Annotated in this window: 22 protein-coding genes and 1 pseudogene; 17 read left to right on the top strand and 6 right to left on the bottom strand. The window is 71.7% G+C overall.

All coding sequences use genetic code 11. From position 1 onward, the window contains the following. Position 1 precedes the first annotated feature (1 nt). A complete protein-coding gene (locus ACIBO8_RS03740) occupies positions 2–1,249 on the top strand; it encodes an MFS transporter (protein WP_396113523.1) in 1,248 nt (415 codons plus the stop codon). Between the two features lie 271 nt (positions 1,250–1,520). Here the strand turns inward: ACIBO8_RS03740 and ACIBO8_RS03745 are convergent, their stop codons facing one another. Further along, entirely contained in the window at positions 1,521–2,825 is a 1,305-nt protein-coding gene (locus tag ACIBO8_RS03745; RefSeq protein WP_396113524.1) for an MDR family MFS transporter, read from the bottom strand. Between the two features lie 162 nt (positions 2,826–2,987). Here ACIBO8_RS03745 and ACIBO8_RS03750 point away from each other — a divergent pair, with 162 nt between their 5' ends. Continuing rightward, entirely contained in the window at positions 2,988–3,734 is a 747-nt protein-coding gene (locus tag ACIBO8_RS03750; RefSeq protein ID WP_396113525.1) for a phosphoglyceromutase, read from the top strand. Between the two features lie 216 nt (positions 3,735–3,950). Here the strand turns inward: ACIBO8_RS03750 and phoU are convergent, their stop codons facing one another. Continuing rightward, positions 3,951–4,601: a phosphate signaling complex protein PhoU gene (gene phoU, locus ACIBO8_RS03755; RefSeq protein ID WP_396113526.1), complete on the bottom strand. Its 651-nt coding sequence runs from the start codon at positions 4,599–4,601 to the stop codon at positions 3,951–3,953. 254 nt (positions 4,602–4,855) lie between these two features. Here phoU and ACIBO8_RS03760 point away from each other — a divergent pair, with 254 nt between their 5' ends. Both ACIBO8_RS03760 and ACIBO8_RS03765 read left to right on the top strand, forming a co-directional pair. Next, positions 4,856–6,112 (top strand): sensor histidine kinase, encoded by a 1,257-nt coding sequence (locus tag ACIBO8_RS03760; protein ID WP_396113884.1) that lies wholly within the window; start codon positions 4,856–4,858, stop codon positions 6,110–6,112. Positions 6,113–6,142: 30 nt separating this feature from the next. Next, positions 6,143–6,826, top strand: coding sequence for a response regulator transcription factor (locus tag ACIBO8_RS03765; RefSeq protein WP_366155688.1), 684 nt, complete (start codon positions 6,143–6,145; stop codon positions 6,824–6,826). A gap of 176 nt (positions 6,827–7,002) precedes the next feature. Here the strand turns inward: ACIBO8_RS03765 and ACIBO8_RS03770 are convergent, their stop codons facing one another. Further along, positions 7,003–7,845 carry a hypothetical protein gene (locus tag ACIBO8_RS03770; RefSeq protein WP_396113885.1) on the bottom strand — a complete coding sequence of 281 codons (843 nt, stop codon included), beginning with the start codon at positions 7,843–7,845 and terminating at the stop codon, positions 7,003–7,005. A gap of 143 nt (positions 7,846–7,988) precedes the next feature. Here ACIBO8_RS03770 and ACIBO8_RS03775 point away from each other — a divergent pair, with 143 nt between their 5' ends. After that, positions 7,989–8,810: a sugar phosphate isomerase/epimerase family protein gene (locus ACIBO8_RS03775; protein ID WP_396113527.1), complete on the top strand. Its 822-nt coding sequence runs from the start codon at positions 7,989–7,991 to the stop codon at positions 8,808–8,810. Here the strand turns inward: ACIBO8_RS03775 and ACIBO8_RS03780 are convergent. Beyond that, the gene (locus ACIBO8_RS03780) at positions 8,797–9,333 is read right to left on the bottom strand and encodes a CGNR zinc finger domain-containing protein (protein ID WP_396113528.1); all 537 of its coding nucleotides are present in this window, start codon (positions 9,331–9,333) and stop codon (positions 8,797–8,799) included. The genes ACIBO8_RS03775 and ACIBO8_RS03780 overlap by 14 nt on opposite strands. Before the next feature lie 107 nt (positions 9,334–9,440). On the opposite strand from ACIBO8_RS03780, the gene ACIBO8_RS03785 reads away from it, so the two are divergent. From ACIBO8_RS03785 to ACIBO8_RS03805, 5 genes are all read left to right on the top strand, one after another. Beyond that, entirely contained in the window at positions 9,441–10,361 is a 921-nt protein-coding gene (locus tag ACIBO8_RS03785) for a proline dehydrogenase family protein (protein ID WP_396113529.1), read from the top strand. Between the two features lie 178 nt (positions 10,362–10,539). Beyond that, entirely contained in the window at positions 10,540–10,752 is a 213-nt protein-coding gene (locus ACIBO8_RS03790) for a helix-turn-helix domain-containing protein (RefSeq protein ID WP_125803603.1), read from the top strand. A 210-nt stretch (positions 10,753–10,962) separates the two neighbouring features. Further along, on the top strand, positions 10,963–11,064 hold the full coding sequence (locus ACIBO8_RS03795; RefSeq protein ID WP_007465623.1) for a 30S ribosomal protein bS22: 102 nt from the start codon (positions 10,963–10,965) through the stop codon (positions 11,062–11,064). Positions 11,065–11,136: 72 nt separating this feature from the next. Continuing rightward, the gene (locus tag ACIBO8_RS03800; RefSeq protein ID WP_396113886.1) at positions 11,137–12,249 is read left to right on the top strand and encodes an NAD-dependent epimerase/dehydratase family protein; all 1,113 of its coding nucleotides are present in this window, start codon (positions 11,137–11,139) and stop codon (positions 12,247–12,249) included. Between the two features lie 425 nt (positions 12,250–12,674). Then, positions 12,675–13,625 (top strand): lysophospholipid acyltransferase family protein, encoded by a 951-nt coding sequence (locus ACIBO8_RS03805; protein WP_396113887.1) that lies wholly within the window; start codon positions 12,675–12,677, stop codon positions 13,623–13,625. A gap of 391 nt (positions 13,626–14,016) precedes the next feature. On the opposite strand, the pseudogene ACIBO8_RS03810 reads toward ACIBO8_RS03805, so the two are convergent. After that, positions 14,017–14,877, bottom strand: a pseudogene (locus ACIBO8_RS03810) (DUF5667 domain-containing protein); the annotation flags it as partial. 181 nt (positions 14,878–15,058) lie between these two features. Next, positions 15,059–15,991, bottom strand: coding sequence for an ECF subfamily RNA polymerase sigma factor, BldN family (locus ACIBO8_RS03815; RefSeq protein ID WP_396113530.1), 933 nt, complete (start codon positions 15,989–15,991; stop codon positions 15,059–15,061). Positions 15,992–16,301: 310 nt separating this feature from the next. Between ACIBO8_RS03815 and ACIBO8_RS03820 the strand changes: the two genes are divergently transcribed. The 7 genes from ACIBO8_RS03820 (at position 16,302) to ACIBO8_RS03850 (ending at position 23,499) form a co-directional block, all read left to right on the top strand. Further along, the gene (locus ACIBO8_RS03820; RefSeq protein WP_396113531.1) at positions 16,302–17,816 is read left to right on the top strand and encodes an AMP-binding protein; all 1,515 of its coding nucleotides are present in this window, start codon (positions 16,302–16,304) and stop codon (positions 17,814–17,816) included. Further along, a complete protein-coding gene (locus tag ACIBO8_RS03825; RefSeq protein WP_366155695.1) occupies positions 17,813–18,061 on the top strand; it encodes a glutaredoxin family protein in 249 nt (82 codons plus the stop codon). The genes ACIBO8_RS03820 and ACIBO8_RS03825 overlap by 4 nt, the downstream gene beginning before the upstream one ends. Before the next feature lie 10 nt (positions 18,062–18,071). Continuing rightward, positions 18,072–18,713, top strand: a complete 642-nt coding sequence (locus ACIBO8_RS03830; RefSeq protein WP_396113532.1) for an HAD family hydrolase — start codon at positions 18,072–18,074, stop codon at positions 18,711–18,713. A 244-nt stretch (positions 18,714–18,957) separates the two neighbouring features. Further along, positions 18,958–19,698: a redox-sensing transcriptional repressor Rex gene (locus ACIBO8_RS03835; RefSeq protein WP_396113533.1), complete on the top strand. Its 741-nt coding sequence runs from the start codon at positions 18,958–18,960 to the stop codon at positions 19,696–19,698. Further along, positions 19,695–20,990, top strand: a complete 1,296-nt coding sequence (locus ACIBO8_RS03840; RefSeq protein ID WP_396113534.1) for a glutamyl-tRNA reductase — start codon at positions 19,695–19,697, stop codon at positions 20,988–20,990. Before ACIBO8_RS03835 ends, ACIBO8_RS03840 begins: the two co-directional genes overlap by 4 nt. After that, on the top strand, positions 20,987–21,916 hold the full coding sequence (gene hemC, locus ACIBO8_RS03845; RefSeq protein ID WP_396113535.1) for a hydroxymethylbilane synthase: 930 nt from the start codon (positions 20,987–20,989) through the stop codon (positions 21,914–21,916). The genes ACIBO8_RS03840 and hemC overlap by 4 nt, the downstream gene beginning before the upstream one ends. Further along, positions 21,913–23,499: a uroporphyrinogen-III synthase gene (locus ACIBO8_RS03850; protein WP_396113536.1), complete on the top strand. Its 1,587-nt coding sequence runs from the start codon at positions 21,913–21,915 to the stop codon at positions 23,497–23,499. Before hemC ends, ACIBO8_RS03850 begins: the two co-directional genes overlap by 4 nt. Positions 23,500–23,596: the final 97 nt, after the last annotated feature.

A 23,596-nucleotide genomic window follows, 5' to 3' on the forward strand; every position in this document is an offset into this window, starting at 1 on the left:
GGTGCGGAAGTGGTGGGCGAACACGGCCGGAGGGCTGCCCGCGACGTACTGGTATCTCTGGACCGGCCTGCTGATCAATAGGGTCGGCGGTTTCGCGGTCCTGTTCCTGTCGCTCTACCTCACCGCCCAGCGCGGTGCCTCCACGGCGCTGGCCGGCCTGATCGTCGGCGGGTACGGGATCGGCGGCGTGGCGGGAACCCTGCTCGGCGGCGTGCTCACCGACCGCTGGGGCCGCCGCTCGACGCTGCTCGCCTCGCACTTCGCCACCGCGGCGCTGCTGGTGGCGCTGGCCCTGACGACGAACCTGCCGGTGATCGCGGCGCTGGCGCTGCTGCTCGGCCTGGCGCAGGCCATGCCGAGCCCCGCGTTCGTCGCGGCGATCATCGACGTGGTGCCGGCGGAGCGGCGGTCCCGGGCGTTCAACCTGCAGTTCTGGGCGTTCAACCTCGGCATGGCGGGCGCCTCCCTGATGGCGGGCGTGCTGGCGGAGTGGAGCTACCTCGGGCTGTTCCTCATCGACGGCGCGTCGACGCTGCTCACCGGCGTACTGATCGCCTGGAAAGTGCCGGAGACCCGGCGGTGGACCGGCGGGGCGCAACCGGCCGCCGGCGGCATGCGCACCGCCCTGACCGACCGGATCTTCCTGGTCTTCGTCGGGCTGACCCTGCTGCAGGCGCTGCTCTACAGCCAGACCAACACGATCGTGCCGCTGGCCATGCGGGACGACGGCCTGGACCCGTCGGACTACGGCTTGCTGACCGCGCTGAGCGGGTTGCTCATCGTCGTGGGGCAGCTGTTCGTTCCCCGCGTGATCGACCGGCATCGCAAGGATCGGGTGCTGGCGGTGGCGCTGGCGGTGATGGCGGCCGGGTTCGGCACCCTCACGGTGGCGGACCGGCTGCCCGCCTACCTGCTGGCCGCGGCGGTGTGGACGGTCGGCTCGATGCTGGCAGCCCCGCCGAACGCCGAGATCAATTCCGAGCTGGCCCCGGCCGACCTGCGCGGCCGCTACCAGGCGGTGTTCTTCCTGACCTTCCCGGCCGCGTCGTTCCTGGCGCCGGCGCTCGGCGGCGCCGGTCTGCAGGCCTTCGGTGCCGGCCACTGGCTGATCGTGGCGACGGTCGGCGCGGCGGGCGCGCTGCTGCATCTGGCCGCGGGCCCGGCACGGGAGAGAAGAGTGGCGGGGGTGAGAGAGTTGGCGCCGGCGGCGGCGGGCGACACCCATCCCCATAGGCGTCGCCCGCACTAACCGCCGGTCTCGGGTCGCGCCGTCCCCCAACGGCTGATGCCACCCGTCCCCGGACGCCGCCCCGCGGCGACCCCGAAGGGCCACCCGTTCCCCGAACTGACGGTTCGGCGTCCATCGACCACGCTAGTTGGGGCCGTCAAGGCTTACAAGCCAGTTGGCTGTGTGCCATCTGTCGGGACCGTCACACAAGGCAACTCGACCCTCACGGATGAACCCCGCCTCGCCCGGAAGGACCATTGCCCACCCCACGTACGCGGACGCCAACAGAGCGTCAGTCGTCCGCCGGTACGCGCACCGCACGCGGCGAGGCCATGTCCTCCTCGTGCGGCATCTCCGTCGCGGCCGGAGCGGGACCCGTCACAGCTTGTTCCGAGACGCGCAGCTCCGCCGCCCGGCGTTCCCGAGCCGGGCCGGAGATCAGCTGGCCGACGGCCACCAGCACGGCGATGACCGCGCAGCCGAGCCACAGCACCGCGCTGCCCGCGTGCTGCTGGACGAACCCGCCGATCACCGGGGCCAGGGCCGCCCCGGCCGACCAGGAGAGCGAGTTGACGCCCTGGTAGCGGCCGCGCAGCAGCGACGGCGACAGCTCCGCGACCAGCGCGGAGTTGGACGGGCTCTGCAGCATCTCGCCCAGCGTCCAGATCACCACCGTGATCGCGTAGAACGCCGCCGTGCCGGCGAAGGCGTTGAGGCCGAAGCCGATGCCCAGGATGATCGTGGCGAGGGCCAGCACCCGGGACCGGTTGTGGCCGTCGATCAGCTTCGGGACGAAGAGCTGCCCGGCGACGATCATGAGCCCGTTCACCGCGATGACCCAGCCGTAGGTCGCCGGGCTCAGGCCGTCCGCGCTCATTGCGATCGGCAGCGTCGACATGTGCTGCATGATCACCAGGACGATCACGAAGTTCAGCGCCAGGAAGACCACGAAGACCCGGTCGCGGAAGACCGTGCCCAGCCCCGGCCCGCCACGCGCGTGGCGGGCGGCCGCCCGCGCCGGCCGCGTCTCGGTCAGGAACACCAGGGTGATCAGGGCGGTGAGCAGGGTGGTGCCCGCATCGACCACGAAGAGCAGCAGGTAGTCGACCTGAGCGGCGAAACCGGCGGCGATCGCCGCGCTGGCGAAGCCCAGGTTGACGGCCCAGTAGTTGAGCGAGTACGCCCTGATCCGGTCCCGGTCGGGGACCACGTCGACCATCATGGCCTGGAACGCGGGCCGCACCCCCTCGGCGAAGATCCCGAGCAGCCAGGCGCCGGCGAGCAGCTGCCAGAACCCCTGGGCGAGGCCCAGCGTGAGCATCAGTGCGGCCGCGCCGAACTGGGCGGTCAGCATGGTCGGGCGCCGGCCCCAGCGGTCGGTGAGGACGCCGCCGCCCATCGTGCCGATCGCGCCGCCGACGCCGTACGCACCCAGCACCAGGCCCGCCTGGCTCTGCGAGAAGTGCAGGTCCTGGGTCAGGTAGATGGCCAGGTAGATGACGACGAAGGAGCCCAGCCGATTGATCAGTGTGCCGGTCCAGAGGAACCAGAACTGCCGGGGCAGTCCGCCCGCCGCCTCCCGCAACCATCCGCGCACGCCCGTACCCCCGTGATTTTCGACCGCGCTGTAAGCACCGTTTCTTCTCTCTGGACTTACAACCTAGTGATCGCCGGATCCTCGCGCAGCCCGGTTTCCACGTGGTGGTCGCCACTGAGGGTCGGCGCACGGCGGGCTCCTGGGCTGCGGCAGGATGGGGTCATGACTGGGACCCTTGTGCTGCTGCGCCACGGCGAGAGCGAGTGGAACGCCAAGAACCTCTTCACCGGCTGGGTCGACGTCGACCTGAACGCCAAGGGAGAGACCGAGGCCCGCCGGGGCGGCGAACTGCTGAAGGAGCACGGGCTGCTGCCCGACGTCGTGCACACCAGCGTGCTGCGCCGCGCGATCCGGACCAGCGAGATCGCCCTGCACACCGCGGACCGGCACTGGATCCCGGTGAAGCGCCACTGGCGGCTCAACGAGCGCCACTACGGCGCGCTGCAGGGCAAGGACAAGAAGCAGACCCTTGAACAGTACGGCGAGGAGCAGTTCATGCTCTGGCGCCGGTCGTACGACGTCCCGCCGCCGCCGATCGACGACAAGGACGAGTACTCGCAGTTCGACGACCCCCGCTACGCGGCGCTGCCGCCGGAGCTGAAGCCGCGCTCGGAGTGCCTGAAGGACGTGCTGCTGCGCGCCCTGCCGTACTGGTACGACGCGATCGTCCCGGACCTGCGCGAGGGCAAGACGGTGCTGGTCGCGGCGCATGGAAACTCGCTGCGTGCGATCGTGAAGCACCTCGACCAGATCTCCGACGAGGCCATCGCGAAGCTCAACATCCCCACGGGTATCCCGCTGCGCTACGACCTGGACGACGCGCTGCGCCCGGTCACCGCCGGCGGTGCGTACCTCGACCCGGAGCTGGCGAAGGAGGCGGCTGCGGCCGTCGCCAACCAGGGGCGCTGAGTTTTCTCACCCGGGGGGCTTCGGGGGATGGGATGACCCACTCCGGGCGGTCAGGCTTGATCCCTGCGTGGGTCATCCCATCCCCCGAAGCCGTTGTGGTCCGTCTTCGGGGGTTGGCGACGGCCGCTTGAGGAGCGGAACAGCGAGCCGGGGCACCGCAGAGTGCAGCCGGGGCGCCCCGTGGCGCCCCGGCTGATCGGTGTTACGGATGTGGGGTCAGTCCTGGTTCACGGGCTGGCCGGTGATCAGGTAAATCATCTGTTCGCCGGAGTTGACGGCGTGGTCGGCGTAGCGCTCGTAGAAGCGGCCGAGAAGGGCGCCGTCGATGGCCGTCTCGGCGCCGTAGGGCCAGTCGTCGTGGAGCAGGATCTTGAAGAGGTCCCGCTCGAGGTCGTCCATGGCGTCGTCGTCCTTCTCCAGCTCCGCCGCCAGCTCGGCGTTCGGGCTCGCGAGGACCGTCGTGATCTTGTCGGCCATCCGGTCGGCGACCTCGGCCATCTGCCGGAAGACCGGGCGCAGCTCCGCCGGTACGGCCGGGGACGGGTGCCGGCGCAGCGCCGTCTTGGCGACGTGCTCGGCCAGGTCGCCCATCCGCTCGAGGTCGGCCGAGATGTGCAGGGCCGTGATCACCATCCGCAGGTCCGAGGCGACCGGGGCCTGGCGGGCGATGGTGTCGGCCACCTTGGTCTCGACCTGGCGGTAGATCTCGTCCACCTCGGCGTCGCGGGCCACGACGGACTCGGCGGCTTCCCGGTCCGCGGTCAGCAGCGCGGTGGTCGCCTTGCGCAGCGCGGCGCGGACCGCTTCCGCCATCGTCACCAGCAGGCGGCTGACCTCGTGGAGGTCGGCCTGGAACTCCTCGCGCATGTTTCGTCCTGGGGGTTCGTGGCTGGCCGGACCGGGGGTCGGCAGCCGGGGTGAGCAGGGCTTGCAGGGGCCACGCTAGGAGTGCCCGGCGGCGTGGACATGAACGGCGGTGAACGACGCCGGGCCGGGTGGTGAACATTCTTCGAAGAGCGCCCGATTTGTCCGAATATCCGTGCGGCTCAGGTAAACAATGACCCTACGATCGCTGCGTGGACACGGTGTACGGCATCGCACTCATTCTCGCTGCGCTCGTCATGGGCGTGGCGGGCGGGTGGTTGCTGTCCCGCTCCCGGAGGCCCGGCACTCCGGCGACGGCAGCCGGTCTTCCGGCCGGTGCGAGCGAGGGGGGACGACCGATCGACATCGACGAGGAGCCGAGCGGCAGGCACGGGCTCAAGGGACTCGGCCGCAAGAGCCTCGACTCCCTGCGGGTGGGTGTGGTCGTGCTCGACGCCGAGGACAACCCGGTGCTCGTCAACCCGGCGGCGCGGGCCATGGGTCTGCTGCGGTCCGGCGGTGCCCCGGGCACCATCGCGCCGCACCCCATCCTGCGTACCCTCGCCGGTCAGGTCCGGCGCACCGGCGTACGGCGCGAAGTCGAGCTCGATCTGCCCCGCGGCCGTGCCGGCAACGCGCAGGCCCCGCTCGGGCTGCACCTGCGCGCGGTCGCCCTCAACACCACCCACGTCGCCGTCGAGGCCGCCGACGTCACCGAGTCGCACCGCCTCGCCCGGGTGCGCCGGGACTTCGTCGCCAACGTCAGCCACGAGCTCAAGACCCCGATCGGCGCGCTGCAACTGCTCGCGGAGGCGCTCCTCGACGCCACCGAGATGCCCGACACGTCGCCCGAGGCGCAGTCGGAGGACCTCGTCGCCGCCCGGCGCTTCGCCGAACGCATCCACCACGAGTCCGCCCGGATGGGCCGGCTGGTCAACGAGCTGCTCGAGCTGACCCGCCTGCAGGGCGCCGAGCCGCTGCCCACCCCCGAGCCGGTCGCCCTGGACTGGGTCATCGCCGAGGTGATCGACCGCACCCGCACCACCGCCGCGGCCAAGCACATCGAGGTCGCGTACGCCGGCCCCAAGGGTGCCACCGTCTATGGCAGCGACACCCAGATCGCCACCGCCGTGACCAACCTCGTCGAGAACGCCATCGCGTACTCCGGGGAGGACACGCAGGTGGCGCTCAGCATGCGCCAGGACGAGGAATGGGTCGAGATCGACGTGACCGACCAGGGCATCGGCATCGCCCCGCACGACGTCGACCGCATCTTCGAACGCTTCTACCGCGCCGACCAGGCCCGCTCGCGGTCCACCGGCGGCACCGGCCTGGGCCTGGCGATCGTCAAGCACATCGCCACCAACCACGGCGGCCGCGTCGACGTCTCCAGCACACTGGGCGGTGGCTCGACGTTCACCCTGCGCCTACCGGCGCGACCCCCGGAGTCCCCGCTGCCGTCACCGGCTGCGATTGAGATCGAGTCCGGCGCGGCCGGGCTCCCCTCGGCCTGACGGCCGGCGGAAGCAGGAAAGGAACCCCCATTGGCTCGCGTGCTCGTGGTCGAGGATGAGGAGTCGTTCTCCGACGCCCTGTCGTACATGCTCCGCAAGGAGGGCTTCGAGGTCTCGGTCGCCCCGACCGGTACCTCGGCGCTGACCCAGTTCGACCGGACCGGCGCCGACATCGTCCTGCTCGACCTCATGCTGCCCGAGATGTCCGGCACCGAGGTGTGCCGGCAGCTGCGGCAGCGCTCCGCCGTACCGATCATCATGGTGACCGCCCGGGACAGCGAGATCGACAAGGTCGTCGGCCTCGAGATCGGCGCGGACGACTACGTCACCAAGCCGTACTCGCCGCGCGAACTGGTCGCCCGGATACGGGCCGTGCTGCGCCGCCAGGGCGCGGAGGCGTCCGAGGTCACCACCCCGACGCTGGCGGCCGGGCCGGTCCGGATGGACGTCGAACGCCACGTGGTGACGGTCGACGGCGCGGGGGTGCAGCTGCCGCTGAAGGAGTTCGAGCTGCTGGAGCTGCTGCTGCGTAATGCCGGGCGGGTGCTGACCCGGGGGCAGTTGATCGACCGGGTCTGGGGTGCGGACTACGTCGGCGACACCAAGACGCTCGACGTGCACGTCAAGCGGCTGCGTTCCAAGGTCGAGCCGGAGCCTAGTGCGCCTCGGTACATCGTCACGGTGCGGGGATTGGGCTACAAGTTCGAGCCCTGATCGGTCGCCACCGCCGGCCCGGCCCCGGGCGGCGCCACAGCTACCGGGCGCTGACCAGGACGCTGGGCCCGGAAACGCCCCCGTCCCCAGCGCGGCCGGTTTCGGTGGGTGCAGCGCAGGCGGCGGGCACAGCCGGCCGTTCGGTAGTGCGGTGGGGTGCTGTGCGGCGTGTGTGGTCAGGAGCGGGGTGGGGTGGCGGGTTCGCGGCCGCCGCGTTTTCTGGGGGCTGCTGCGGCTTGGGCGGCGACGGTGGCCGGGTGGGGGGCGACCATTGCTGCGGCCACGCGCTGGTCGCAGAGGCGGGCCAGTTCCGTGTAGGCCTCTTGGCCGATGAGGGCGGCCAGTTCGGGGCCGTAGGACTTGTACATCGGTTCTGTGCCGACGTGAGCGTCGGGGGACGAGGTGCACCACCAGTCGAGGTCGTGGCCGCCCGGGCCCCAGCCGCGGCGGTCGAACTCGGTCAGGGTGGACAGGAGGTACTTCGTGCCGTCCGGGCGTTTCGTCCAGTCCTGTTCCCTGCGTACGGGGAGTTGCCAGCAGACGTCCGGCTTGTAGGTGAGCGGGTGGACGCCGTCGCGCAGGGCCTGGGCGTGCAGGGCACAGCCGCCCCCGCCCGCGAAGTCGGCGTCGTTGAGGAAGACGCAGGGGCCGTCGTCCGGCTGGGTGGCCGTACGGCGGGCCGGCTTCGACCCGTCGATGGTGTCCATCTCGGTGTAGTTCTTGAAGCCCCGGCGGTAGTGCTGCCAGTTCTCGGGCGTCAGGCGGGCTGCCGCGCGCTTCGTACGGTTCTCGTCGTCGGCGTCGGTGAAGAAGGCGCCGTGCGAGCAGCAGCCCTCCTGTGCGCGACCGGCGATGATGCCGTGGCAGGCGGATCCGAACACGCACGTCCACCGCGACAGCAACCAGGTCAGGTCGGCGCGGACGACGTGCTGCTCGTCGGCGGGGTCGGTGAACTCGATCCATTCGCGAGGGAAGTCGAGGTTCACCTCGCGGGCGCGGGCGGCGGCCGCGTCGTCCATCACGATGCGGAGCTGGGTGCGGCGACTCACCTGCGACAGCGTACGCGCGCCTGCCGCGTACCCGTGCGCAGCGGGCCGGGTTTGCCCCCATGTATACCGACCGAGGAACTGGCAGCCGGGCCGGACGGGTCTACCCTTGACGCGTGACTTCCCGCGTCCCCGTGCTCCTGTCCAGCTCCTCCGTCTTCCCCGAGCCGACCGCGGCCGCGTTCGAGATGGCGGCGACGGTGGGCTACGACGGTGTCGAGGTCATGGTCTGGACGGATGCCGTCAGCCAGGACGCCGGCGCCCTCGAGGGCCTGGCGAAACACTACGGCGTGCCGGTCCTGTCCGTGCACGCGCCGTGCCTGCTGGTCACCCAGCGGGTGTGGAGCCCCGACCCGTGGGAGCGGTTGAACCGGGCCGCCCAGCTCGCCGAGACCCTCGGCGCCCCGACCGTGGTGGTGCACCCGCCGTTCACGTGGCAGCGCGACTACGCCCGCAACTTCGCGGCGGGGCTGGCCAAGGTGCAGGCCCGGCACCCGGACACGACCTTCGCGATCGAGAACATGTATCCCGTACGGATGGCGGGCCGGAATTTCGTGCCGTACGTGCCGGGATGGGACCCGACCGAGACCGGCTACGACGCCTACACGCTGGACATCTCGCACTGCGCGGCGGCGCGGATGGACTCGCTGGAGATGGCCGCCCGCATGGGTTCGGGCCTCAAGCACGTCCACCTCGGCGACGGCACCGGCGAGGGGCGCGACGAGCACCTCGTGCCCGGGCGGGGCAACCAGCCGTGTGCGGAGCTGCTGCGGTCGCTGTCCAGCGACGGCTTCCGGGGATCGGTCGCGCTGGAGGTCTCCACGCGCAAGGTGACCAGCCGTGATGTACGGGTGCAGGACCTGCGGGAGTCGCTGGAGTTCGCCCGCCGGCACCTCGCTCCGGCCGAGTCCCAGACGCCGGCGGTTACGCGGGCGTGAGAGTGGCCGCCCGCTTACGGGCGCGGTGGGCCGCGACGTGCGAGCGGGTCGCGCAGCGCTCCGAGCAGAAGCGGCGGCAGTTGTTCGACGACGTGTCCAGATAGACGTTGCCGCAGCGCTCGTCGGCGCAGATGCCGAAGCGCGCACTGCCGTATTCGCACAGCCACACCGACAGGCCCCACACCGCGCCGGCCAGGAACTCCGCGCTCACCGAGGCGCCGCGGCTGGTCACGTGCATGTGCCAGTCGCTGGCGTCGTGGCCGGAGATGCGTGGCTGCACCGGGTAGGCCTCGAGCAGTACGTTCAGCTCGGTGACGGCCTCGGTGTCGCGGCCCGAGGTGCCGTACTCGAAGACGTCGCGCAGCCGGCGCTGGGCACGGCGGAACACCGCGAGGTCCTTCTCCGTGACCTCGGCGCTCATCCAGGCGAGTTCGTCACCGAACATCGCTTTGAGCCCGGCGAGCTCGCCCAGGTCCGCGTTGACCAGCTCCACCGCTGTGCGCGCGTACGCATCGAAGTTCACCCGACAACGGTAACCTCACCTGTCCCGGACGAACATGGTTCCCGGGCCCGGCGCGGTGGTGGCGGCTCCGCCGCGACCGGGCCGCGCGCGGGCGATACGCTCGGCTCATGCTCCGTTCCGTCTTTCTCGCCGCCGCCGGATCGTCCCGGATCGAGCGGCTGATCTCCTCCGCCCCCGTGACCCGGGGGATCGTCAAGCGGTTCGTCGCCGGGGAGGGTGTCGCCGACGCCTTGCGGACCAGCCGGGAGCTGGCCGACGACGGCCTGGCGATCAGCCTGGACTACCTGGGCGAGGACACCCTGACGGCGGAGCAGGCCACCGCCACCAAGGATCAGTACCTGACGCTGCTCGGCCGGCTCCGCGACGCCGGGCTGACGCCGGCGGCCGAGGTCAGCCTGAAGCTCTCGGCCATGGGCCAGAAGATCGACGACCGGATGGCGTACGACTACGCGCACGCGATCTGCGCCGCGGCGGCCGAGGCGGGCACCACCGTGACGCTGGACGCCGAGGACCACACGACGACGGACTCGACGCTCGAGATCCTCGCTGAGCTGCGCAAGGACTACCCGAACACGGGTGCCGTGCTGCAGGCGTACCTGCGGCGGACCGAGGGTGATTGCCGGGAGCTGGCCACCGCCGGGTCGCGGGTGCGGCTGTGCAAGGGGGCGTACGCGGAGCCCGAGTCGGTCGCGTACCAGTCGGCGCTGGACGTCGACAAGGCGTACGTGCGCTGCCTCAACATCCTGATGTCCGGCGACGGCTACCCGATGATCGCCACGCACGACCCGCGGCTGATCGCCATCGCCGAGGACCGGGCTCGCTGGTTCGACCGCCAGGCCGACCAGTACGAGTTCCAGATGCTCTACGGCGTCCGCCCGGAAGAGCAGGCCCGCCTGGCCGCCGCCGGGAACACCGTGCGCGTCTACGTGCCGTACGGCGACCAGTGGTACGGCTACCTCATGCGCCGCCTCGCGGAACGGCCCGCGAACATCGCGTTCTTCGGCAAAGCGCTCACCAGTAAGAAGTAAGTCACCTTTCGGGATAAAACCCGCGTGTCGGCTTGACTTTTTCTGGTCATTTCACGGAACGCATCGCGCTCGTAACAGCCGTCTCGATACCGTACTGATGACACGCGCGCCAGCCCGCCGCGGCGCAAGGCCTGTCCGGCCGCGGCGGCGGCGCCTGCGAAAGGATCGGTGCGAGGAGATGACGGGTCCAGCCCAAGCCGAGGAGCGCCTGGCCGAGGTGCGCTTCCTGACCGTGGCCGAGGTGGCCGCGCTCATGCGGGTCTCGAAGATGACCGTCTACCGGCTGGTGCACGGCGGCGAGCTGAGCGCCGTGCGGGTGGGCCGCTCGTTCCGGGTGCCCGAGCACGCTGTGCACACGTACCTGCGGGGAGCCTTCTCGCAGACCGCCTGACGACCCGGGCCGGCGACGCCCGGCGAGGGGCCGTGTTGGTCCCGCCGCACCCGGGCCGCTACGCTGGAGCGGTTCGCCCCGTGATACCCGTGCGCGTTTTGGCGCCTGTGCGTTTTGGTGCCACGGCCGAGGGGCAAACCGCTGTCAGTCCGGTCGGCGTGCCACTGCGCGCGCAGCGGCCGGCCCACATGGTTTCGAGAGGCATGACGTATGGGCTCCGTGGTCAAGAAGCGCCGCAAGCGTATGGCGAAGAAGAAGCACCGTAAGCTGCTGCGCAAGACCCGCGTCCAGCGTCGTCGTCTCGGCAAGTGACGCCCGGCCGGGTCTGAGACCCGGCCCGCGCACTTGCCCTCCTCGAAGAAGCCGCACGTGAGAGGCGCGCCCGTGGTGTCGTCTGAAGTCGCGGCCCCGCCGCGGGTCGTCGTGGTCACCGGGGTCAGTCGCTTCCTCGGCGCCCGGGTCGCGTCCCGGCTCGCCGCCGACCCCCGGATCGAGCGGGTCATCGGCCTGGATCCGCACGACCCACCGCCGGCCCTCGCGGGCCTGCTGGCGGACGTCGAGCAGATCCGGGCCGACGCGCGTGCGGCCACCGCCGCCATCGCCGAGCTGGACGCCGAAGCGGTCGTGCACCTCTCGGTCACCAGCGCACCCGATCCGCAGCACGGCGGGCGGGCGGCGATGAAAGAGCAGAACGTCATCGGTACGATGCAGCTGCTCGCCGCGGCCCAGGGTGCACGCCGGCTGCGCAAGCTGGTGGTGCGCTCGTCGACGGCCGCGTACGGCGCCTCGTTCCGGGACCCGGCCGTCTTCACCGAGGACACCGAGCCGCGCGCCGTGCCCCGCGGCTCCTTCGCGCGCGACATCCTCGACATCGAGGGATACGTGCGGGGCTTCCGCCGGCGTCGTCCCGAGGTGGCCGCGACCGTGCTCCGGTTCGCGCCGTTCCTCAGCGAGACCGCCGAGACGACGCTGACCCGCTACTTCGCCCGCCCGGTCGTGCCGACCGTGCTGGGCCGCGACGCCCGCCTGCAGTTCGTGCACGTGGACGACGCGCTCGAGATCCTGCACCGCTCGGTGGTCGAGGACCACCCCGGCACGTTCAACGTCGCCGGCGCGGGGGTGCTGGCGCTGTCCCAGGCGGTACGCAGGGCCGGTCGTGTGGCCGTACCGTTGCCGGAGGGCACGCTGTCGATGGTCGCCGGCGTGGCGCGCAACGTGGGCGTGGGAGAGATCGGCCTGGACCAGATCGACCTCTTCGTGCACGGTCGGGTGGTGGACACCGCCAAGCTGGTCAAGGAATTCGGTTTCACCCCGCGCACCACCGCGGCCGCCTTCGACGACTTCATCAAGGGCCACAGCAACGGCTCGTCCCTGACGGCCGACCGGCTGGCCGCCGCCGAACGCGCCATCCTCGACGGGATCCGCCGGGTCCGCGCGGCCGCTGCCGGAGAGGCGCCGAGCACGGACGCGGCCGACCACGAGGCCGTCACGCGATGAGCCAGGACGAACACCACGCCGCCCTGCCCGGGCACGCCGACTTCACACTGCCCGAGCCGGCGAAGCCCAAGCCGGTGAACGGCAAGCGGCCCATTCCGATGCCCGACCCACCGCCCGCGGCCCGCCGTCCCCGGCGCCGCCCCCAGGCGACCGCCGCGGCCGAGAAGCACGAGCATCACGAGGCGGCGGCGGCCGAGGAGCACGAGCGCCCCGAGCATCACGAGGCGGCGGCGGTCGAGGAGCACGAGCGCCCCGAGCATCACGAGGCGGCGGCGAGCGAAAAGAACGAGCACCCCACGCCGGCGGAACCGGCGGCCGAACTCGCGGCGGAACCGGCGGCGGAGCAGCCCGGTGACGGCCCGGCCACCCCGCCGGCCCCCGCCTCGAGCCGCCGGCGCCGGACCGCCCGAAGCAAGGCCGCGACCGTGGGCGACGCGACACGGCCGCCGGCCGGGAAGGCTCCAAGCCCCACCGAGAGTCCGGCAGCGAGCAGCACACCCCCGGAAACAGCGGCGCCGGACGCACTGGACACGGTGGACATCTGGGACCAGCGCGTGGCCCGAGGGCTGGCGTTCCTCAGGCGACGGCTCGCCGGCGGGTACGAGGTGGACGACTTCGGCTACGACCCCGAGCTCACCGCCGCCGTCTTCCATCCGATGCTGCGCGTGCTGTATCGCGACTGGTTCCGTACGGAGGTCTTCGGCGTCGAGCACGTCCCGGAGACCGGCGGCGGGCTGGTCGTCGGCAACCACTCCGGCACGCTGGCCCTCGACGCGCTGATGCTCACCACCGCCCTGCGCGACAAGCATCCGCGCGAACGGCATCTGCGGCTGCTCGGGGCCGACCTGGTGTTCCGCATGCCGGTTCTCTCCGAGCTCGCCCGCAAGGCCGGCGCCACCGTCGCCTGCAACCCCGACGCCGAGCGGCTGATGAGCGGTGGCGAGCTCGTCGGCGTCTTCCCCGAGGGCTTCAAGGGCATCGGGAAGCGCTACGCCGAGCGGTACAAGCTGCAGCGTTTCGGTCGCGGCGGCTTCGTTTCGGCGGCCCTGCGCACCGGTACGCCGATCGTCCCGGTGGCCATCGTCGGAGCCGAGGAGATCTATCCGATCCTGGCCGACCTGAAGCCGCTCGCCCGTCTGCTCGGCATCCCGTACTTCCCGGTGACGCCGACGTTCCCGTGGCTCGGGCCGCTGGGACTCGTGCCGCTGCCGAGCAAATGGCTGATCGAGTTCTGCCCGCCGATCCCGACCGCGCACCTCACCGAGTACGCGGACGATCCGATGGTGGTGTTCAACCTCGCCGACCAGGTTCGCGAGACCATTCAGGCGACGCTCTACTCCCTGCTCGAGAAGCGGCCCGATCCGTTCGGCCGGTGAGGGCATCGACAATGAGCGCTACAGTACGCAGTGAGGGGCGGCCCCGACACTAGTGTCGGCACCGCCCCTCGCCATGCTCAGCCCCTCGCCATGTGTCTCCGGCTCAGTCGCCGTGGAAGATGCCGTCCAGCAGGCCGCCGATCAGGCTCTTGTCGTCGCCGGTCGGCGGGTTGGCCGGGTCGTCGGAGATCAGCGGCGTCGAGTCGTCCGTGGCCGGCACGGAGGAGTCACCGGTCGCCGGGGACACCGCCTTGCCGGTCGTGTCCGGGTCGGCCGTCGGGTCGTCGCTGACCTTCGGCTTCGCGGACTTGTTCCGGCTGCCCGACGGTGCCGCCTTCTCGTCCTGACTCTGGCCCTGCTGGTGCTCCAGGGTCGAGGAGTCCGAGGCACCGGCCCGGCACGCGCTCAGCTTGGGGCCGAGCGCATCGCTGCCCGACGGCGTGACGGTGTCGCAGTCCAGGCCGTCACGCAGGTTCTCGGCGCGCTGGTGGACGGCGTCGAGCAGGCTCAGGGACTTCTCGGCGCGTTCCCGGTTGGCGGGCTCGAGCTTGTCGAGTGCCGAGTTCAGCACCTTGCGCTGCCGGTCGACGAACGAGTCCACGCTCGCCAGGCTGGTGCTCTCGCGGCGGCTGACCGCCGCCGAGTTCAGCAGCTTCACGCCCTGCTTGGTGTCCGCGTCCATGTCATCGAGGGCGTCGCGGAACTTCGGGTCGTCGCCGTCCATCGCGGCCGCCTCGGCGAGCCGGTTGCGGGCGAACGTCAGCGAGAGCTGCCCGCGGGTGACGTCCGAACCGGCCATGGCGAGCTGCGCCCGCTCGGTGGAGCGCTTGACGCCGTACAGGGCGTCGCCCGGTGCGGCGTTCTCGCTTGCGGCGGAGATCCCGGAGACCGCCATGGCGCCGGCGGCGACGCCGATGACGATGGCGCCGCGGGCCCGGATGCGGCGCCCGGCCAGCCCGAACAGCTTGCGGGCGGGCTCGACGACCGTGGATTCCGGGTCGGCTGCGGTGGCCGTCGTGCCGATGCCGTCCCGCTCCGCGGTCGCCACGAGCATCGCTCGCAGCCCCATCCGGAACTCGGGATCGACCTGCACACCGGACCGTGCCGCGGAGAGGCTGTGCCCGATGGCGACCAGCTCGGCGAGGTGCTCGTCCGCCTGGCCGCGGGCGTGGTGGCGACGGCCGCCGCTGGTCTCGTCGAGAAGCTCCGCGAAGCGCTCGGCGCTCCGGCGATCGAAGAAATCGAAATTCATCGCGGGCACCCCCCTTCGCTCGTGACTGACTCGCCGGCAGCTTTGCCGGCGGGCGCGACGGAACCGGCGGACCGTTGGTCCACCTCGGGTCGCACCCGGACAAACGCGCGAGCGGCAGGACCGGTTACGGGTGCGACCTGCGCCACAGCATGGGGAGAGATCGACATCGGGGAAATTGCCGTCACCACTGGAACCCTTCGGGCAGGAGCCGGGCGAGGGCCCGGACGGCCCGATACTGCAGCGCCTTGATGGCGCCCTCGTTCTTGCCCATGGTCTTCGCGGTCTCGGCGACGGAGAAGCCCTGCAGGAACCGGAGCACGATGCACTCCTGCTGCTCGGGATTGAGCTGCTTGACCGCGGTCAGCAGCGCGACGTTGGTGATGTGGTCCACCACCGCGGCCTCGGGGCTGCCCTCCGGCCCGCGGTCCTCGCGGTCGGCGTCGAGGACGTCGCCGGTGGTGACCTCGAGGCGGTAGCGGCCGGACTTGAAGTGGTCGGCCACCAGGTTGCGGGCGATGGTGACGAGCCAGGCGCCCAGGTCACGGCCCTGCCAGGTGAAGCTGCCGATGCGCTTGAGGGCGCGCAGGAAGGTGTCCGAGGTGAGGTCCTCGGCGAGCTGGCGGTTGCCGACGCGGAAGTAGACGAAGCGGAAGACGGTGTCCACGTACCGGTCGTAGATCAGGCCGAAGGCGGCGGAGTCACCGGCCTGGGCGCGCTCGACCAGGGCCCACACCTCGGCCGCGGCGTCGCCCGGGTCGGGGCGGGCCGGATATTTGGGCGGTTCCGTCTGGGCTGGCGGGCCGGTGACGCTCTGACTCGGCACGACCACGTTCTGGTCGCCGTCCACCGCGCCGGCCCGGCGGTCGGGGCCCGCCTGCTGCGGTGGCTGCGGCCGCCCCGGTACGGCCACGCGGCCGCCCTTGATGTTGCCGGTCGGGGGGAATTGGCGGCTCGGCGACTCGTTGATGTGCGGCCGGTTCCGCGTCCGCTTGGGTCCGTCGCCGCGGATCGCCTGGGCGACGCCCTCGCGGAGGGCGTTCAGCCCCTGCGGGACGCCTGTGTAAGTCGCGAAGAAACCGCGGCCGTACGGGTCGCCGGCGTACACATGACTCACTGCGCCTCCTTGACCCGGCGGGCCGTCGGTGAAGGGGTGTCCGAAAGCGGTCCACAACAAAACGGGTGAAGCCGCCCGACGGAGCAGGCCGACCTCACCCACGGATGTGGACTCCGTTACACAAGCGGGAAGTATTACGGAGCCTGAGCACACGGAGTCGCACACTGTGTGCGCTGCGCAAAAATAGTCCGAAGTGGCGCAGACGCGACAGAAAGAACTTCTGCCACGATGCAGGACACCCTCGAATCGGTCGCGGACAGGCTGTCCGACGCACCCCGTTCGGGTGGGCGGTGTGCAAGACTCGGGCGTCGTGGGAGACCTCACCGACGACCCGGCTCGTGATCCCGTACGTGCCGCCGCGCGGCACCGGCCCGACCGTCCGGCCCTGATCGCCGGCGACACCGTGCTCACCTGGTCCGACCTGGACGAACGCGTCGACCGGGCGGCCCGGCACCTGGCCGCCGGCACCGCTCACGGCGATCGCGTGGCCATCATCCTCGGCAACACCCCCGAGTTCGCGGCGGCGTATTTCGGCGCGCTGCGGGCCGGCCTGGTGGCGGTGCCGCTCAATCCCGGCTACACCGTCGACGAGGTGACCTTCGCGTTGGCGGACAGTGGCGCCGCCCGGGTGGTCGCCGAGGAGGCGGTGCTGGGTGCGCTGCGGTTGGGGGAGGGTGTGGCCGTACCGTCGCATGCTCTTGCGGACGGCGGCCCGGCGCTCGCGGCAGAGGGGCCGGCCGCGACGGACCTCGCGGTCCTGCTCTACACGTCCGGGACGAGCGGCCGGCCGAAGGGCGCGATGCTCACGCACCGTGCTCTTGCGGCCAATCACGAACAGTTGCAGCGCATCGATCCGCCGGTGATCGGCGCCGATGACGTGGTGCTGCTGGCGATCCCGTTCTTCCACGCCTACGGCCTCAACACCGGGCTCGGCGCGGTCGCGCACCACGCCGCCTGCGGGGTGCTCGTGGATCGCTTCGACGCCGCCGCGACACTGGGCCTGATCAGGAAACATGCGGTTAGCGCGGTGATCGGCGTGCCGTCCATGTATGCCGCTTGGTCGCGCGAGGAGTCGCCCGATTTCGGCTCGGTGCGCACGGCGGTCTGCGGCGCGGCCCCGCTGGATCCGGCCGACGCGGCGCGCTTCACCGCCGTGACCGGACGGTCCATCATGATCGGGTACGGCCTGACGGAAGCCGCTCCCGTCCTCACCACGACAGCGGTGAGTGATCGCGAGAAGGTGGGTTCGATCGGCCGCCCGCTGCCCGGCGTCTCGCTGCTGCTGCGCTCCGCGGACGGCAGCGTGCTCTGGCGCGACGGTGCCGTGTCCGAGGCCCTGGCCGACGACGTGGAGATCGACTTCTCGGACGCCGACGGCACCGACCCGGGCGAGATCGTCGTGCGCGGCGACAACCTGTTCTCCGGCTACTGGCCTGACGGGAACGACGGCCCGGACGGCGACGGCTGGTGGGGCACCGGCGACATCGCGTACGCGGACGCCGGCGGGGACCTCGTGCTGGTCGACCGGATCGGCGAGTTGATCCTGGTCAACGGCTTCAACGTCTATCCGGCGGAGATCGAGCGGGTGCTCGACGGGCACCCGGGCGTCGCCGAGGCGGCCGTGATCGCGGTGCCCGACGCGCAGACCGGGCAGGCGCCGTACGCGTACGTGGTCCCGGCCCTGGATCCGCCGCCGACACCGGCGGAGCTGCAGGTGCACTGCGCGGCCCACCTGGCCCGCTTCAAGCTGCCCACCGGGATCGAGCTCGTGGGTGAGCTGCCTCACTCCGCGATCGGCAAGGTACGCAAGGGAGACCTCCGATGACCCGCCTGACGCTCATCAGCCGCACCGGTTGCCACCTGTGCGAGGAGGCCGAGGCGGTGCTGGACCGCATCGCGGCCGGCCAGTGGACCCGGGTGGAGGTCGCCGACTCGATCGAGCTCGAGCGCGACTACGGCGACCGGGTGCCGGTGGTGATCCTGGACGGCAAGGAGCACGGCTACTGGCGGGTCGAGGAGGAGCGCCTGCTGCGGGATATGGCTCGACCGCCGGGGGCCCCTCGGCTGTAGCCTTCCGGCCGTGGCGCGTACTCATCTTGTCTGGGACTGGAACGGCACCCTTCTGGACGACCTCTCGCTCGTCGTCTCCTCCACGAACCATACGTTCGCGGCGGTCGGCGGGCGCAGCGTGGACTCCGACGAACACCGGCGGCGTTTCCGGCGCCCGGTCGCTGAGTTCTACGCGGAGATCCTCGAGCGGGCGGTCACCGACGAGGAGTTCGAGGAGCTGGACCGGATCTTCCACGAGGCGTACCGGATGGGCCTGACCACGATCCCGCTCGCCGCCGACGCCGAGGCCGCGATCAAGTCCTGGACCGGCACCCAGTCGCTGCTGTCCATGTGGTTCCACGACGAGCTGATCCCGGCCGTGGAGTCACGGGGGCTCGCCGGGATGTTCGCCCGCATCGACGGGCGCCCGACCGAGGTCGACGGCGGCCTCAAGGCGGGTCACCTCGCGCGGCACCTGGAGCGGCTGGACGTCCCGGGCGACCAGGCGGTGCTCATCGGCGACTCGATCGACGACGCCGACGCGGCCGCCTCGGTGGGTGCCCGCTGCGTGCTCTACACCGGTGGCTTCACCGACCCCGCGCGGCTGCGCGCCTCGGGCGTACCGGTGGCCGACACCCTGGTCGACGCCGTGGCTCTGGCCCGGACGTTGTGATGCTTGTCGTCGGTATGCCGACGGCGGTGGTCGCGGGGGCCCGGAAGCGGTAATACTCGGACAGGTGTCGGCGCGGATAACACGCTGACTCGATCTTTGTCCAGTTCCGCTATCAAGATCGCGATTTGTGCACGCCTTCACAAGCGCCTACTCTGTGACTCCGACGAGCCCCGCTACCACAGCCGGTCGAACCAGGCCACAGAGGGCTCACCGCAGGTTCACAACCTTGTCGGCACGGAGTCAGATGAGTCAGCAGCGTCATGGAAACACGCCCGGTAATCCCGGTGCGGTGACCGCCTTCCCGGACCTCCCGGAAGCGACGATCGCGCGGCTACCGGAATACCTCCGCGCCCTGCACAACCTCGCCGAGACCGGCTCGGACACCGTCTCCAGCGAGGGCCTCGCGGCCGCCGCCGGCGTCAACTCCGCCAAGCTCCGCAAGGACCTCTCGCACCTCGGGTCGTACGGCACCCGCGGCGTCGGGTACGACGTCGCCCTGCTGATCGACCAGATCGAGTACATCCTCGGCCTCGACGAGCGCCGGGCCGTCGCGCTCGTCGGCGTCGGTAACCTCGGCCACGCGCTGGCCGGCTACGACGGCTTCGCCAGCCGCGGCTTCCGCATAGTCGCGCTCTTCGACGCCGACGCCGAGCGGGTCGGCAAGCCGATAAACGGCCTTCTCGTGCGGCACATCGACGAGCTCGGCCGGGCCGTCGTCGAGGAGGGCATCACGATCGGGGTCATCGCGACCCCGGCCAGCGCCGCGCAAGGCGTCGCCGACGAGCTGGTGGCCGCGGGGGTCACCAGCATCCTCAACTTCGCGCCCTGCGTGCTGTCCGTTCCGGCGGGGGTCGACGTCCGCAAGGTCGACCTGGCCATCGAGCTGCAGATCCTCTCCTTCCACGAGCACCGCAAGGCCTCCCTGACGGCCATCCCGGGCGGGCGGGTGGACGGGAACGGAAACCAGGAGGCGGTCGGGTCGTGAACCTGCTCAGCGTCGGCGCGTCGTACCGGACCGCCGGGGTCGGCACCCTCGAGCGCCTCACCATCGCCGGCTCCGACATCCCCGCCGTGCTCCACAAGCTCGTCGCCCAGCCGTACGTGGGCGAGGCCGTCATCCTCTCCACCTGCAACCGGGTAGAGGTGTACGCGGCCGTCTCCGGCTTCCACGGCGGCCTCGCCGACGTGTGCAACGTGCTCGCCGAGCAGTCCGGCATCGGCGCCAGCGAGCTCGCCGGGCACCTCTACGTCCACTACGACGAGGCGGCCGTGCGCCACTCGTTCCGGGTCTCCTCCGGCCTCGACTCCATGGTCGTCGGCGAGGCGCAGATCCTCGGGCAGCTGCGCGACGCGTACCACGCGGCCACCGAGGCCGACTCCGCCGGCCGGCTGCTGCACGAGCTGATGCAGCAGGCCCTGCGGGTCGGCAAGCGCGCGCACGCCGAGACCGGCATCGACCGCGCCGGGCAGAGTGTCGTCTCCGCCGCCCTCGACGTCGCGGCCGACGCGTTCGGCGGCGACCTCAGCGGGCGGCCGGGCCTCGTCATCGGCGCCGGTGCGATGGGCGCCCTTTCCGTGGCCACGCTGACCCGGACCGGTGTCGGCCCGCTGCAGATCACCAACCGCGGCGCCGAGCGGGCGGCGCGGCTCGCCGAGGCGTACGGCGCCACCGCCGTCGACTTCGCCGACCTCGACGCCGCCCTGCGCGACGCCGACGTGGTGGTCTGCGCCACCGCCTCCACCGAACCCGTGCTCACGCCCGCCCGCCTCGCCGGGCGGGAGCGACCGCTGGTGGTGCTCGACCTGGCGGTGCCGCGCGACGTGGCGCCCGACGTCGCCGAGCTGCCGCAGGTGACGGTCATCGACATCGACAGCCTCGCGACCAGCCGGCGCACCATGCCGGCCGCCGCGGAGACCGCCGCCGTCGAGCAGATCGTCGCCGCCGAGGTCGATCACTTCCTGGGCTGGCTGCGCGGCGCCGAGATCGCCCCGACGGTCGCCGCCCTGCGCACCCGAGCCGACGAGGTGGTCGCGGGCGAGCTGCGCAAGCTGTCCGCGCGCCGGCCGGAATTCACCGAGGAGCAGCGGGCCGACGTCTCCCGTACCCTGCACCGGGTCGTGCAGCAGCTGCTGCACTCGCCCACCGTCCGGGTACGTCAACTTGCGGCCGAGCCCGGCGGCGACCAGTATGCGGCCCTGTTGCGGGAGCTTTTCGACCTCGACGTCCCGCACGCCACCCAGGCCGACGCCGTGCCCGAGATCGGAGATCAAGCGTGAGGACACCGCTGCGCCTCGGCACCCGGGGCAGCGCGCTCGCGCTCGCCCAGTCCCAGATGGTCGCCGATTCCTTGACCGCGCTCACCGGCGTGCCGGTCGAGCTCGTGCGCATCGTCACCCCGGGAGACCGCTCGGCCGCGCCGGTCGCCCAGCTCGGCGTCGGTGTTTTCGTGTCGGCCCTGCGGGACGCGCTGCTCGCGGACGAAATCGACTTCGCGGTGCACTCGTACAAGGACCTGCCCACCGGGGTGCACCCGGGGCTTCACATCGCCGCCGTCCCCCAGCGGGAGGACCCGCGCGACGCGCTGATCGCCCGGGACGGCAAGACGCTCGCGGAGCTGCCCGGGGGCGCTGTGGTAGGCACGGGCGCGGTGCGCCGAATCGCGCAACTGCACGCTTTGGGCCTACAGTTGCAGGTCACGCCCATCCGCGGCAACGTCGACAGCCGCATCGCGCGGGTGCTCGGCCCCGAGGCCGACCTCGACGCGGTCGTCCTGGCGCGGGCGGGCGTGGTGCGTCTCGGCCGGGCCGCCGAGATCACGGAGACGCTGGACCCGATGCTCATGCTGCCCGCCCCGGCCCAGGGTGCGCTGGCGGTGGAGTGCCGGTCCGGCAACGCAGACCTGGTCGAGCTGCTGGGGGCGCTCGATCATGCACCGTCCCGTGCCGCCGTCACGGCGGAACGGGCGATGCTCGCCACGCTCGAGGCCGGGTGCTCCGCCCCGGTCGCGGCACACGCCGAGCTCGCCGAAGGCGAGCACGGCGACGAGATCTACCTGCGCGGTGCGGTGATCAGCCCGGACGGGGCCCGAGCTGTCCGGCTGTCGCGCACCGGAACGCCCGCCGACGCGGCGGAGATCGGCAAGGCGCTCGCCGCCGATCTCCTCGAAGCCGGCGCCGACACCCTGATGGGGAGCACAGAATGACCACCCGCACCGCCCGCAAGAGCGCCGGACGCATCGCGTTCGTCGGCGCCGGACCCGGCGACCCGGGGCTGCTGACGCGCCGGGCCCACGACACCCTCGCCGACGCCGACCAGGTCGTCTACGACCGCGGCGTCCCCGAGTCGCTGCTTGCGGCGATCAAGGCGGAGGCCAAGGACGACACCCAGTTCAGCCCGGCCGAGGGCGCGCCCGGCGACGTCGCCAAGGTGCTCCTCTCCGCCGCCAAGTCCGGCCTGTCCGCCGTGCACCTGGTGGCCGGCGACCCGTTCGGGCACGAGGCCGTGGTCCGCGAGGTGCAGGCCGTCGCCCGCACCGCGGTGCACTTCGAGGTCGTCCCGGGCCTCGGCCAGGCGGAAGGCGTCGCCACGTACGCGGGCGTGCCGCTGCCGGGCGTCCGCACGGTGGCCGACATCGACGACGTGACGGCGGTCGACTTCGACGCCCTCGCCGCGGCGGCCCAGAAGGGCTCCTTCGCGGTGGCGGTGGACGCGGGCGATCTCGCCGCGGTCCGCGACGGCCTCCTCGCCTCGGGCGTCGAACCCGGCACGGCGGTCGGCGTGACCGGCGACGGTACCGGCGAGACGCAGTACACGACCACGTCGACCGTCGACAGCTTCGTCGCGGCAGCGCTCGGCTTCACCGGCCGCGTGGTGCTCACGGTCGGTTCGGAGGTCGCCGACCGCGACAAGCTGAGCTGGTGGGAGAACCGCCCCCTGTACGGCTGGAAGGTCCTCGTCCCGCGCACCAAGGAGCAGGCGGGGGCGATGAGCGCCCGGCTTCGGGCGTACGGGGCCATCCCGTGCGAGGTCCCGACGATCGCCGTCGAGCCCCCGCGCACCCCGGCCCAGATGGAGCGCGCGGTCAAGGGCCTGGTCGACGGCCGCTACGCCTGGGTGGTGTTCACCTCGGTGAACGCGGTTCGGGCGGTCTGGGAGAAGTTCGCCGAGCACGGCCTCGACGCCCGCCACTTCGGCGGCGTGAAGATCGCCTGCATCGGCGAGGCAACGGCCGACGCGGTCCGCGCCTTCGGCATCCAGCCCGAGCTCATCCCGGCCGGCGACCAGTCCAGCGAGGGCCTGCTGGCGGAGTTCTCCCCGCACGACGAGATCCTCGACCCGGTGGGCCGGGTGCTGCTCCCGCGCGCCGACATCGCCACCGAGACGCTGGCCGCAGGCCTCATCGAACGTGGCTGGGAGGTCGACGACGTCACCGCGTACCGCACCGTACGCGCGGCGCCCCCGCCGGCCGACATCCGCGATGCCATCAAGTCGGGCGGCTTCGACGCGGTCCTCTTCACGTCGTCCTCCACGGTCCGCAACCTGGTCGGCATCGCGGGCAAGCCGCACGCCCGCACGGTGGTCGCGGTCATCGGCCCGAAGACGGCCGAGACGGCGACGGAGTTCGGTCTCCGGGTCGACGTCCAGCCGCAGCACGCGTCGGTCCCCGACCTGGTCGAGGCGCTGGCTTCGTACGCGGTCGAGCTTCGGGAGAAGCTGGCGGCCATGCCCGCCAAGCAGCGCCGAGGTTCGAAGGTGCAGGGGCCGACGGCGTTGCGGTTCCGGTAGTCGTTTCACCCCGGGCCGGGCGCTTGTGGCGACCGGCCCGGTTTGGGTTTATGGTTCGTAGTTTCGCCGGGCCGGCTCGTTGGAGCCGGTTCGGTTC

The organism is Actinoplanes sp. NPDC049681 (assembly GCF_044465265.1).
Lineage (GTDB): Bacteria > Actinomycetota > Actinomycetes > Mycobacteriales > Micromonosporaceae > Actinoplanes.

What these genes read in the sequence shown, in the direction of transcription:
- ACIBO8_RS03760 (WP_396113884.1), top strand. Translation starts at nt 4,856, where the DNA reads ATGGGCGTGGCGGGCGGGTGGTTGCTGTCCCGCTCCCGGAGGCCCGGC.
- ACIBO8_RS03770 (WP_396113885.1), bottom strand. Translation starts at nt 7,845, where the DNA reads ATGGACGACGCGGCCGCCGCCCGCGCCCGCGAGGTGAACCTCGACTTC.
- ACIBO8_RS03850 (WP_396113536.1), top strand. Translation starts at nt 21,913, where the DNA reads ATGACCACCCGCACCGCCCGCAAGAGCGCCGGACGCATCGCGTTCGTC.
- ACIBO8_RS03795 (WP_007465623.1), top strand. Translation starts at nt 10,963, where the DNA reads ATGGGCTCCGTGGTCAAGAAGCGCCGCAAGCGTATGGCGAAGAAGAAG.
- ACIBO8_RS03785 (WP_396113529.1), top strand. Translation starts at nt 9,441, where the DNA reads ATGCTCCGTTCCGTCTTTCTCGCCGCCGCCGGATCGTCCCGGATCGAG.
- ACIBO8_RS03790 (WP_125803603.1), top strand. Translation starts at nt 10,540, where the DNA reads ATGACGGGTCCAGCCCAAGCCGAGGAGCGCCTGGCCGAGGTGCGCTTC.
- phoU (WP_396113526.1), bottom strand. Translation starts at nt 4,601, where the DNA reads ATGCGCGAGGAGTTCCAGGCCGACCTCCACGAGGTCAGCCGCCTGCTG.
- ACIBO8_RS03835 (WP_396113533.1), top strand. Translation starts at nt 18,958, where the DNA reads ATGAGTCAGCAGCGTCATGGAAACACGCCCGGTAATCCCGGTGCGGTG.
- ACIBO8_RS03825 (WP_366155695.1), top strand. Translation starts at nt 17,813, where the DNA reads ATGACCCGCCTGACGCTCATCAGCCGCACCGGTTGCCACCTGTGCGAG.
- ACIBO8_RS03750 (WP_396113525.1), top strand. Translation starts at nt 2,988, where the DNA reads ATGACTGGGACCCTTGTGCTGCTGCGCCACGGCGAGAGCGAGTGGAAC.